11 protein-coding genes are annotated in these 12,773 nt (G+C 45.7%); all 11 read left to right on the forward strand.

The annotated features are described in order from the left end of the window. Positions 1-109: 109 nt before the first annotated feature. Positions 110-937, forward strand: coding sequence for a MerR family transcriptional regulator (locus BK127_RS25115; protein ID WP_076234274.1), 828 nt, complete (start codon positions 110-112; stop codon positions 935-937). Between the two features lie 455 nt (positions 938-1,392). After that, on the forward strand, positions 1,393-2,376 hold the full coding sequence (locus BK127_RS25120; RefSeq protein WP_076234275.1) for an ABC transporter permease: 984 nt from the start codon (positions 1,393-1,395) through the stop codon (positions 2,374-2,376). Positions 2,377-2,435: 59 nt separating this feature from the next. Further along, the gene (locus tag BK127_RS25125; protein ID WP_076234339.1) at positions 2,436-3,275 is read left to right on the forward strand and encodes a carbohydrate ABC transporter permease; all 840 of its coding nucleotides are present in this window, start codon (positions 2,436-2,438) and stop codon (positions 3,273-3,275) included. Positions 3,276-3,340: 65 nt separating this feature from the next. Next, positions 3,341-4,915 (forward strand): extracellular solute-binding protein, encoded by a 1,575-nt coding sequence (locus BK127_RS25130; RefSeq protein WP_076234340.1) that lies wholly within the window; start codon positions 3,341-3,343, stop codon positions 4,913-4,915. Positions 4,916-5,013: 98 nt separating this feature from the next. Then, complete coding sequence (locus BK127_RS25135) at positions 5,014-6,750, forward strand: sensor histidine kinase (RefSeq protein WP_256711439.1); 1,737 nt, start codon at positions 5,014-5,016, stop codon at positions 6,748-6,750. Between the two features lie 3 nt (positions 6,751-6,753). Then, the gene (locus BK127_RS25140; RefSeq protein ID WP_076234276.1) at positions 6,754-7,488 is read left to right on the forward strand and encodes a response regulator transcription factor; all 735 of its coding nucleotides are present in this window, start codon (positions 6,754-6,756) and stop codon (positions 7,486-7,488) included. Then, entirely contained in the window at positions 7,485-9,479 is a 1,995-nt protein-coding gene (locus BK127_RS25145) for a glycoside hydrolase family 95 protein (RefSeq protein ID WP_305954323.1), read from the forward strand. Before BK127_RS25140 ends, BK127_RS25145 begins: the two co-directional genes overlap by 4 nt. 55 nt (positions 9,480-9,534) lie before the next feature. Further along, a complete protein-coding gene (locus BK127_RS45570; RefSeq protein WP_305954324.1) occupies positions 9,535-9,813 on the forward strand; it encodes a glycoside hydrolase family 95-like protein in 279 nt (92 codons plus the stop codon). Positions 9,814-10,305: 492 nt separating this feature from the next. Then, on the forward strand, positions 10,306-10,587 hold the full coding sequence (locus BK127_RS25150) for a hypothetical protein (RefSeq protein ID WP_076234277.1): 282 nt from the start codon (positions 10,306-10,308) through the stop codon (positions 10,585-10,587). Next, entirely contained in the window at positions 10,581-10,925 is a 345-nt protein-coding gene (locus BK127_RS25155; RefSeq protein WP_076234278.1) for a hypothetical protein, read from the forward strand. The genes BK127_RS25150 and BK127_RS25155 overlap by 7 nt, the downstream gene beginning before the upstream one ends. Positions 10,926-11,673: 748 nt before the next feature. Further along, positions 11,674-12,726, forward strand: a complete 1,053-nt coding sequence (locus tag BK127_RS25160) for a glycoside hydrolase family 88 protein (RefSeq protein ID WP_083689570.1) — start codon at positions 11,674-11,676, stop codon at positions 12,724-12,726. Positions 12,727-12,773: the final 47 nt, after the last annotated feature.

Genomic DNA, 12,773 nt, shown 5'->3' on the forward strand with positions numbered 1-12,773 from the left:
TTAAAACTTTTTTCCCCAATCCATTGTAGATGAAGTGTAGCAATAGATGCTATTATAAACTGTATAGTAACTATACAGTCAATCAGGTTTTTCTTTTTGGGAGGTTGCCATGTATCAAACCGATATGCTATCCATTAGTGCTTTTTCCAAAATGTCAGATGTTACACGCAAAACACTTATTTACTATGATCGTATTGGGCTGTTCAAGCCGGCATTTGTCGCCGACAACGGATATCGTTATTACCATCGTAGCCAGTTGGATACGATCGGTGTGATTCATATTTTCAAGGAGCTTGGCATGTCTCTTGAGGAAATTCGAGGGCATCTGGGCAATCGTACTCCTGCTAGCACACTTGAACTTCTGCGAAAACAGGAAGAGATTATCCAATTGCAGATCGCCAAGCTTGAACAAACCCGGCAAATGATCATCATGCAAGCTGAGAATATTGAACTTTCGATCAACGTAAACACAAGCCATATGCAGGTGATCTGGCAATCCAGGATTCCTTTGCTGTTGAGTTGCCGCGTTCACGCATCCAAGAAGCAATTTCCCGAATATCTCTGGGATGATTTTCAACTGCGTCTGCAGAGGGAGAATGCGCCAATCGGATATCCGAATGGCGTAATTGTTAAAAAGGAGGATTTACTGAAGAGAGACGGAGATATGGTGTCCCATATGTTTAGTCGCATGGCAACTCATTTTCAAGAAAAAGTATATATGCCGGAGGGGTTCTACTTGGTTTCGTACACTAGGGCGGATTATGGAGATACAGATAAAATCTATCCGCAAATTTTTGATTACATTGAGAAGAAACAATATGTTGTACTTGGTGATGCTTACGAGGAGTACTTGCAGGATGAGGTGTCGCTACAAAATCCGGAGGAGTATCTGGTCAGAATTATGGTGCATATTAAGGAACCGTCGAACGATAAGTGAAAAGGTTCTACTCAGAACGTCTCAAATAAAAAATGCTTACCATTAACGAAGCTTTGTTAAATCAATGTTCTTTGTGTTTGTAGGGATATTCTTAACGTTTTTCTTATGACATGAATATCCCTACAAAGCGTGCAATAAGTGTTGAATTGTAGTTATAAATGGAAAATAACCTTAATTGAAAAAAAAGCACGTCTTCAATTAAAGGGGGAAATTCGAATTATGATGCAGTATTTAATGATATTACTATTACTGAATGTTAATGTCTTCTGGAAGCATATAGACAACTGTAGGGTGAAGTGAGTGATCAGAGCCACGGGCGGGTATAGTGTCGATGGAGGGGAGTTGCATTTTAGTGCGGATGAGATTTGATCAAAAATTGACAACGCTTTCTCAAAAATTTTGGCTTACCGGTGAGTACTGCAGGGATGTAATATGGGATTAAGGGAGGAACGAACATGGAATTGGATTCGCAGCTAGCAAGACCCGCAGCCAAAGCCGATCGGAAAGCGTTTTTATGGAAGCGGTTTAAACAGCAAAAGATGCTTCATTTATTTGTTGGCCTAGGGATGATTTTCTTTCTGATTTTTTCCTACACGCCTATGTTCGGCATCATCATGGCGTTTAAGGATTACAGCATTTCATCTGGCATTAAGGGCATTTTCACCAGCGAATGGGTCGGTTTAAAATATTTCGACGAATTCGTAAATGATTATCAATTTGGAACAATTGTTCGTAATACACTCGTGTTAAGCTTGCTGAAGGTAATCTTCACCTTCCCCGCGCCGATCATTTTTGCGATCATGCTTAACGAAGTGAAACACATGGCCTTCAAACGATTAGTGCAAACGGTCAGCTACCTACCTCACTTCATCTCTTGGATTGTCGTCGTCAGCCTCGCCTTTTTCTTTCTATCAGCAGACGTCGGACTTGTGAACAAGGCGCTTTTGGGACTTGGTCTCATCGACAAGCAGCTCGACATTCTGACCAATGCGAACTACTTTTGGGGACTCGCGGTCGGAAGTGCCGTGTGGAAGGAGATGGGCTGGTGGACAATCATCTTCCTGGCGGCCATCACTGGCATCAGTCCGGCTCTTTACGAAGCGGCGCAAATCGACGGTGCCGGAAGGCTGGCACGTATCCGCCACATCACGATTCCAGGCATGAAGGGTACGATCATTGTCGTACTTATTCTCACAATCGGAAGTATTCTCGGCGGTGGTCTGGTCGGCTCGAACTTCGAGCAGGCGTATCTTCTTGGCAACACCATCAACAATCCAACCTCGGAGATTGTTCAGACCTATGCGTTTAAAGTCGGCCTGCGGGATGGTCGTTTCTCATACGCAGCAGCCATTGACCTGATCCAATCCGTCATCTCGGTTTTGTTGATCTTCTCCAGCAATTACATCGCCAAGCGAAAGTCGGATTCAAGCCTATTCTAGTGAAAGGAGGAACGTTCGTGCTCCATAACCAAAAACAGAAGGACATTCTTCTAGACAGCATGATTTACGTGGTTCTACTCATCATCATGCTCGCCATGTTGTATCCGTTCTACTACGTTCTGATCATATCGTTCAACAGGGGATCCGATTCGCTTCTCGGAGGCGTATACTTGTGGCCCCGAAGTGTTACTTTAGAAAATTACAAAACATTCTTGGCAGATCCAAAATGGTTTCACGCTTTTCTGGTTACGGTTTCCCGAACGGTGCTGGGCACCACGCTGGGTGTTCTATTTACATGTCTGGTTGCTTATGGTCTTTCACATCGCAATCTGTTATTCAGCAAATTTTACTTCACGGTTATTATTTTTGCGATGTATTTCTCCGGCGGCCTCATTCCGTACTACGTAGTGCTACGCTCGATCGGTTTACTGAATACGTTCGGTGTATACATAATCCCGTCCATGCTCAGTACTTTCTTCCTGCTTATTGCTATCTCGTTCTTCCGTGAGATTCCCGGCGAACTGAAGGAATCCGCTCACATGGACGGCGCGAGCGAATTTGTCGTTTTTTTCCGGATCGTCCTGCCGGTTTCGATGCCGCTCATCGCGACGATGTCCTTGTTCATGGGCGTAGGTCAATGGAACTCATGGCTGGATTCGGCTTACTTTGTACAATCGGAGAGCCTGCGTACGCTCACATACCGCATGATGGAAATCATCAACAAGTTCAATTCGCCGATGGATGCGCTCGCAGTCGCGAACGGCTCCTCGTCGGGAGTAACGAGCTTCTCGCTTCAGGTGACGGCGATGGTCGTCTCGATAGCGCCTATCGTGTGCATATACCCGTTCCTGCAGAAGTACTTCGTCCAAGGAATCATGCTTGGCTCTGTCAAAGGATGAAAGCTTGCATCGATATTAAAGCATTTGCTTTAAATATACAAATCAACAACATTGGAGGGGTCGTCTTGACAAAAACAAAAGGTTACAAAGTACTTGTCGCGGCACTGGCATTTGTACTCGTTCTGATGCTGTTGTCCGCCTGCAGTGAGGACAATAACAGTGGCTCGAATACAAACCAGGGAGCCGAAAAGAACAATGCGTCTTCCGTGGGGAATACGGCGGAGGAGCTAACACTGTTTATCGATGCACCATGGTACCCTGTCAAGGAGTGGAAAGGTCCAATCACTGAGAAAATCACCGAGAAGACGGGAATTAAGCTGAAGGTGACAGTAGCGACGGACGACAAGCAATTGCCGCTGATGATCGCATCGGGAGATCTACCGGACTTAGTGTTTACGTATGGCAACGTTAGCCGGCTGTCCGACTCGAAACTGTCTTATCCCTGGAATGAGCTGATCGAAAAGTATGCGCCTGACTTTAAGATTGATAAGACGCGGATTGCAATCCATACGATGGATGACGGCAACTTCTATACGATCCGCAATGCTTTCGCGACTCAGGAAGAATGGGCGGCAAATAAATACGCACTGGGCAACAACGGCAATCCGGGCATTGCCGTACGTGAGGATATCTTGAAGCAGCTCGGGAACCCACCGATTAAGACGTTGGACGATTTTGTCAACGTGCTGGGCATGGTTAAGGATAAGTATCCAGACATGGTACCGCTGATTATGGACAAGGAATGGATCGAGCAATACTTTTTGATGCAGTTTGGCGTGGATGCGACCTTTGGCAGCCCCTGGTTCGAACAAGGAGGCAAAGTAGACTTTTTCATTCGCCATCAGAAGATGAAGGATTATTTCAAGTTTATGAACAAGCTATACCGAAGCGGCTACATCATGGCGGAAAACTTCGCACATGCCAACGATAAGATCGACGATCAGTACGCGACAAGCGGTAGAGCGTTTGCCCACATGTATACGGTGAGTGTCGCCGACAGCGACAATGCCGTGGTCAAGCGAGAAGGGGGCGCCTTCACATTCAAGATGCTGCCGACCTCTCTGTCGAGTGATGCGAAAATTATCAGCGGAGGGGTTGGCTTCGCAGGTACGTTCATTACGAAGAAAAATAAAAATCCTGAGAAGTCGATCAAATTGCTGCAGTACTTGGCAACCGACGAAGGTAAGAAGCTCACGATGTTCGGAATAGAGGGAGAGCATTGGACCTGGAACGAAGAAGGTTATCCGAATCTGAAGTATGATCCGAATAACGGACAATTTGTCGAAAGCAACGGGATTAAATGGTGGTATCTGTATAACGATGGCATAACGGAAGGGCTGTGGAGCTACGTACCGGGTACGATGACGACCCAATCGCTCATGGAAATCAAGAAAATTACCAAGTATAAGCCTGAGCTTGGCCTGATTCAGGCAGGGCCGGACTCAAAAGAGAGAACAATGAGGACCAAGATTGATGAAATGATCAAAAACGAGAAGGTCAAGGTATATCTAGCCAAATCCGAGGAGGAAGCGATGGCCAACTACGAGAACATGGTCAAGAATGCAGAGCAGCTCGGACTGCAAAAACTCGTTGAATGGGCTAATGAGACCTACCAGAAAAGGAAAGATTTATTCAAGTAAGCAAACGGTAACCGGTAGAGGAAATTATGCCTCTACCGGATTTTGGTTGCTCATGATATGGTTATAAGGAAATTCCGAAGGCAGAGGTATCTGTGATCATGAGCATAGTCCGTAAAATTATTGTTGGTTACATCGTACTGATTTTTATTCCAGTCATCGTTTTTGGATACTACTACTACAATCAAATCTATGGAAATCTGACAAAGCAATTCGTTGAAAGCCGGCAAAAGATACTGGAACAAGCATACTCAAATATGAAAGCAGATCTAACACGAATACAATCCATCCATCGTCTCCTACAGTACAATCCATATGTGACTGATTATCTGGATGGCATTTATGAATCGGACGCCGAGAGTATCTTTGCTTATACACGTTATATCAATCCGATATTCACACAATCTTTTTTTTCCAACCCGGAGATAGAATCGCTGAGAATTTATAAGATAAAGCAACAGGTACTCACAATCACCGATCGGTTTATCGACACATCCTTGCAAGGGGGAGAAGCTGATGAGATTTCCCTTTCGTTGAAGCCGGGTTATGGAAAGTGGATACTGCTCGAGCCACAAGCTTCGGAACCACAGCTAATCTATTATCAGAATATTTATAATAACAATATAACCGAGAAACTTGGACTTCTAGAGATACGTATCAACAGCGATTTGATTCATAGGTTCTATAAAGCAGCAGGGGTTGAAGGGAACTGGAAGTCCTCTTTACTGTCTGAGATCGGCAAGCCATTTTTCAATGGAGAAGCTACTTCGAGACTTGATGATAAAACACTGAAACTGCTAGAAGCGAATGAAAGCAATCCTTACGTTATCACTAGGCAAACGATCGTGAATCAACTGGATATCAAGGAACTTGGGGTTCGAATCGTCATTATGGGGAAGGTAGAAGATGTATTTCGCGCTGTAAAAGAAAAGGAAGTTGTACTGATCTTAACAATATTCGCTTTTCTGGCAGCCTTGTCCTTTGCTTACTATCTGCTTGCTTCAACCATCACAAAGCGTATCCTTCGACTTGCAAGACATATGCGCAATCTTGGTGACGATAATATGAAGTTGATTGTCAACCGCCATGACAATCAAGATGAAATAGGATTTCTCATCAACACATACAATAACATGATCAACCGAATGGATGAGCTTATCAACAACGTCCATCGCGCTGAATTACGAAATAAAGAAGCCGCCTATCAAGTGCTTCAGGCGCAGATCAAGCCGCATTTCTTGTATAATACCCTGGAAACGATCCGGATGCTCGCCGAAATCGCCAATAACAAAGAGGTGGCGAACATCTCGTTCTGGTTCGGGAAACTGATGCGCTACAGCTTGTCTTCTCAAAAGGAAGAAACGGTGCTCGCGAGGGAAATTGAGACGGTAACCTTTTATCTCAACATTCATAAAATGCGGCTTCTTGACAGGCTGACCTACGAAATTAATGTTAATGTGAATGCAGATAAAATTGCATGTCCGAGATTCATGCTTCAGCCTCTTATTGAGAATAGTATTGTTCACGGAGCGTCAACTGTGATTCGACCCGTTCATATTCAGGTTCAAGCAGAAGAAACCGCGGATGAAACTCGTATCTACATTATTGACAACGGGGCAGGCATCCCACAAGAGAGATTGGACACCATTCAGAGTAAATTGTATCGGGACATTGAGACGAAACCAATGAGTGAGGGAGAGGGGGGAGGGCTAGGGCTCTATAATGTTAGTGAGCGTATCAAATCTTTCTATCGCGGCGCGTCGCGGCTGGAACTTACAAGCGAACAGGGAAAGGGCACATGCCTGACCATCATTATTGATAAAAGGGATGGCGAGTAAACGATGAAAATACTGATTGTCGATGACGAGCCACTGATTCTGAAGGGTCTTATGAAGGTTGTTAATGAAGCGGCGCCTCCTGGTACGGAAGTTCGTGTGGCAAATAACGTCTCTGAGGCACTTGTGGTCATGCAGGCATATTTGCCGGATGTCACGGTTACGGATCTCAATATGCCGGAGAGAAACGGATTTGAGTTGATCGAGGAAGCTCGAGAAGGCGGATTGTGTGATCGATTTATTATTTTGACTGGATATGAAGATTTTGATTATGTTCGTAGAGCACTTCGCGTGGGCGTCTTGGACTATTTATTGAAACCGATTGACAAGAATGAAATTGCGAATCTACTGGCGAGAATTGCAGAGGATCTTCCTCCCGATTCGGATTACACAATTCACGCCAAGCGGATCCTTCTTTACATGGAGGGACATTACATGCAGGACCTTTCGTTGGAGCATCTTGCAGATTTAATGAATCTTCATCCGCACTATATCAGCAGATTGTTCAAGAAGGAAACTGGTGATAACTTTGTAAATCATCTAAACACTCTGCGAATCCGTGAAGCGCAGAAATTGCTGAAAGCTCGCTGGCATCTTCCTGTAAACGTGATTGGACAGAGGGTAGGGTTCGAGAACAAGCATTACTTCACGAAGGTTTTCAAAAAATACACGGGCATCACTCCAGGAGCATATCGTGAGGATGGAGTGACTGAATCTACGGATGGAGGGGATAGCTGTTGACAGATCTTAAGCTGTTATTTAAGAGTCCGGCAACGAAATGGGATGAGGCACTGCCGATCGGTAACGGCAGGCTGGGAGCGATGGTGTATGGACAAACTCATCAGGAGCGATTGCAATTAAACGAGGACTCCGTCTGGTACGGCGGATCACGGGACCGTAATAATCCGGATGCAAAGGCAAATCTTCCGGAAATCCGACGTTTGATATTTGAAGGAAAGTTGAAGGAAGCTGAGAGGCTCGCTGTCTTGGCGTTGTCCGGTTTGCCGGAATCACAGCGGCATTATTTGCCTCTTGGTCATCTTTTTCTTGACTTCTCTCTTCCAGATGGCGAACCGGATAATTACGAGCGTACACTAGATATGGAGAAAGGTACCGTTTCGGTTACCTTCAGTCAGGGCGGCGTTTTATTTAGGCGCGAGTTTTTTGCTAGTTACGTTGATCAGGCAATTATCATGAGGCTTACAGCAAATCGATCTGGTGCAATCGGTTTCACCTCACGCCTGGAGCGTGGCCGTTGGCGATACGCTGACCATGCCGGGCGAGAGGGAAACAACGCGATCTGGATGAGCGGTAATTGCGGCGGTGAGGGAGGCAGCCAGTATGGTGTAGTGCTGAGAGCAACAGCTGAAGGTGGCACGGTAAAAGCAGTCGGTGAGCACCTGGTCGTGGAGAACGCAAATAGTGTGACACTTGTTCTATCCGCCGCAACTACATTCCGTTTCCTTGATCCGTTGGCAGAAGCAAGTGAGAAAGCAGAGGATGCCATCCGTCTGGGTTATGCAGCGCTATATCGGCGACACATAGACGACTATTGCGAACTATTCGGACGAGTATCGTTGTCGATGGTTACGGAAGACGTGGAAATCGGACGGATGAGCCTATCACATCGCATGGACAGGCTCAGCGGTGGAGAGTCCGATCCAGACCTTTTTGCGCTTTATTTTCAGTTCGGCCGTTACTTGCTCATCTCCTCCAGCCGGCCTGGCTCGCTGCCCGCCAATTTGCAGGGCATCTGGAACGAGCACTTCCTTCCGCCGTGGGACAGCAAATATACGATCAACATCAACGCGCAGATGAATTACTGGCCGGCGGAATCGTGCGCGCTTTCCGAATGCCACGAGCCTCTCTTTGAGTTGCTGGAACGGATGCGCGAACCTGGCCGGCATACGGCGTCCGTCATGTACGGCTGCAGGGGGTTCACTGCTCACCATAATACCGATATCTGGGCGGATACTGCTCCACAGGATACATGGCTGCCCTCCACGTATTGGCCGATGGGTGCCGCATGGCTCTCGCTGCATCTATGGGAGCATTACCAATTTACAATGGATGTGGAATTTCTCGGCAGAGCGTACCACACCTTGCGGGAAGCTGCGTTGTTCTTGATCGATTACGTCGTGGAAACTCCGGGCGGCGAGCTGGTTACCTGCCCATCTGTGTCGCCGGAGAATACATATATCCTTCCAAACGGAGAATCTGGCGTACTATGTGCCGGACCATCGATGGACACGCAGATCATTCGTGAACTGTTCACAGCAGTACAAGAGACCGAACTGACACTCGGCATCCAGAAAAGTGAGGCACTAGGACCGGAGTTACAACGAGTACTGATGAAGCTTCCCCAGTCGAAAATTGGACGGTACGGCCAACTTCAGGAGTGGTATGAAGATTATGAAGAGGCGGAGCCGGGTCATCGCCACATCTCCCATTTATTTGCCTTGCATCCCGGGAGCCAGATCACGCCCGACGGTACACCCGAACTGGCGGCAGCGGCACTGCGCACGCTGGAGCGGCGGTTGGTGAACGGCGGAGGCCATACCGGATGGAGTCGAGCGTGGATCATCAATTTCTGGGCTAGGCTTAGGAATGGCGAGGAAGCGATAAACAATCTTATCGCGCTTCTCACGCATTCGACGCTACCAAATTTTTTTGACAATCATCCGCCATTCCAGATCGATGGAAATTTTAAGCGGTGCGGCTGCGATCGCTGAAATGCTTCTTCAGAGCCATGCCGGCGAGATTCATCTTTTGCCTGCGCTACCACAGATGTGGCATTCGGGGAAGGTGACAGGTCTTCGCGCCAGAGGCGACTTCTCGGTCGACATTGAGTGGGCGGAAGGAGCGCTGCAAGCCGCTCGAGTTGTTTCTGGTAAAGCCGCTGCCCTATGCAAGGTGCGTAGCAGCATCCAAGTCGCGGTAACGGCTAACGGAGCACCGGTCGATGTCTGGCAGGAGAATGGAGTCGTCATCTTCGAGACCGTTGTTGGAGGAGTTTATAACATCGAGGCGTCCATACCGAACATTTTTGGGCCATCTGGGCGGTGAAATTTCGGTACAACCTAATTTCCTTTTAAGAATCGGGATGATTTATCGAACGAATATCCGAGTAGCAGCTGATGCTAGAAGAAGTGAAGCAACGCTCCTATACGATTATGAAAGAGGCGCAGGAGGTGAGGTTTCTTATCCAGATACCGGTTATTGACTTAAAGGGAAAACGTTAGAACAAGAATTAGGGAGCAGTGGCAGCGGCTACTGCTCTTTTCATTTATTCGAAAAAATAGCTAAGCTTCGGTAGCCGCGCTGCGAGCGACACATGGTCATATTACTAGTTGCTTATATTAGGGGTATTTTCATTTCCCATTGTATGTAATAGCGGTATTTTCATGTCCAATATATAAAATGAATGTGCATTGTTAGGATAATCCTGTCGCTAATGGGAATGAAATCATTACTGTTCTTCAATCTGTCTGTGAATGGATTGAAGAGTGAGTTACAGGTGCGATTATTTTCGGTCGCCCTCGATTAGGAAAAACCTATATGATCGAGTATTTGATAGAGAATATCTCAAAAGTAATTGGTGAGGAAATACCAATTTTCCATATAATAAGTCTTCATCCTAAAATCGTAAAGGAAGAAGAATTTATCGAAACAATACTTTATGACATGAAACATAAATTTGCTTTTAATGGAAAATTGGTTCCTAAGCGTGAAAGGCTTATGAACTTTATGCTGGAGAGAGGAACATCAAATCGGTATAAAGTAGTCGTGTTCCTAATTGATGAAGCCCAGTGCCTAACGGAACAGCATTACGAATGGTAGATGGATTACTACAACAAGCTGCAGAAAGAAAAAAATTTATTGCTGACTTATCTTGTAGGACTACAACAATTAAGCGCACAGAAGATTATTTTAAAACAGCTAATGCTGATCAAATTGTAGAACATTTTATGACCATGGAACATAAGTTTTTCGGTATAAGATCGGAAGAAGATATTCAAACACTTTTAACCTGTTACGTTGATCCAGACAAGAGCGAATATCCCGCCGGTAGTGGATGGTCGTTTACGAGATATTATTTTCCAGAAGCATATGCAACCGGCAGCAGGTTAGCCGACTTCTCTTCAACAGTTTATGCATTGCTAAAAAGTGTTCGGTAGAAGGAGAACATTAAGACTGCTTTTGAAATTCCGTGTATAGCGACATTAAAATAGGATCATTGAATTCCTCTATATCAAGGGTTTTGGGCTTTATGGGAGTAGTTTAGTGTCACGTTTTAATGACATTAACTTGAGGGGATTTTTTTGTTGTATGTACAAAATACGTCTTTTTAATATATCGTATTGATATTATCAATACGATAATTATGAGGGGAGATCAAAACTCACCGAATACGTTTTGCTCTTAGCTCCTTCGGTATAGCATCCCGCTTTAAACGGACACCTCTTGCACATCTCTACATCGAAGTAATAAGTATCCTTTTGGTTAGTCTCGCTAACCCGCAAGGTTACAAACAAATAACCATTCACTCAGCCTGATAGGGGTTGTGTGAATGGTTATTTGTTTAAGAGTTTGGCAAATGTGAGCGACGGTCCTAAATCATAGGGAGCGTCGCTTTTCCTTTTCCTAAGTTGAGGCACATTTGAGCTGCGTATAGTTGTGCTTGGCTTGAAGAAGGTGAGAACAGACAAAAACATCTGAGGATTGTAGATATTCCCCATGTAAGAGTTGCTTTATAATTAAAATCATCTGTCAGCGACTTTACTTAGGAGAGATACGATTCATGTGATGCTCGACTGCACAACTGCAAATTAAAAAGGAGGACTGACATTGAATCATAACTTGATCCAACTTAAGGAGAAACCCTGGTCAGACTGTTGGAGTCGGATTCAAATCAAGGTGGACTGTATGATAAAGCAGCTGGGGGAGCGTAGTCCTCACGTATCTGTTTCAGGCATTTACGACGATGATGCCTTGGACTGGTGGACCTCCGGTTTTTGGCCGGGTATGCTTTGGATATTGAACGATATGACAGGCAAAGCGATATATCGTGATGCAGCGTGGTCCTGGGATGAACGAATAGAACAATGCTTTATGCGGGACAACCGCTTTCATCATGACGTCGGGTTTCAATTCCTGGCTACGGCTGTAATTAAATACAAGCTGACGGGTGACACGGACGCAAAGCGCAGAGGGTTGCAGGCTGCGAACATATTAGCTGGCAGGTTTAATTTAGCCGGAGGCTTTATAAGGGCTCAGAATCAGGCGTCACGTCCAGGAGCTTCAATTATCGATACGATGATGAACCTGTCGATCTTATTTTGGGCTTCAAAGGAGCTCGGTGATCCCCGGTTTGCACAAATTGCACGTGCACATGCGGATACTGTTTTGCAGCATACGATCAGAGAGGATGGATCGTCCCATCACATCACTATATTCGATGCGGATACGGGAAATGTCGAGGAATACGTGGCAGGCCAAGGGTATTCGCCGACATCATCCTGGAGCCGTGGACAGGCCTGGGCGATATATGGAATGGCCAACACTTATAAATATACAGGAGACGTTAAGTATTTGAGCGCCGCCAAACGGACGGCTCACTACTTTATGAGCTGCCTTCCTGATGATTTTGTTGCCTATTGGGATTTTCGGCTTCCGGATTTCACCCATGAGCCGAGAGATACTTCTGCATCAAGCATTGCTGCATCCGGTTTACTCGAAATCGCGGCTCAGGTTCCGGCTGAAGAGAGCTGGATATACCGGACTGCGGCTGAATCCATACTGCTGTCTTTGACGCACAATTATAGCACACTGGACCAACCGGAATACGAAGGTATTCTACTGGAAGCTACTGGACATAAGCCAGCCGGGCGTGATATCCAGGTTTCTTTAATTTACGGGGATTATTATTATGTAGAAGCGATAGCCAAGCTGGTAGGCTGGAACAGTCGAATATTTTAATGCTGTCATTAACTGTTTTCTAAAGAAAATGCCAAGTGAAAAGTCGG

Source organism: Paenibacillus sp. FSL H7-0331, from assembly GCF_001956045.1.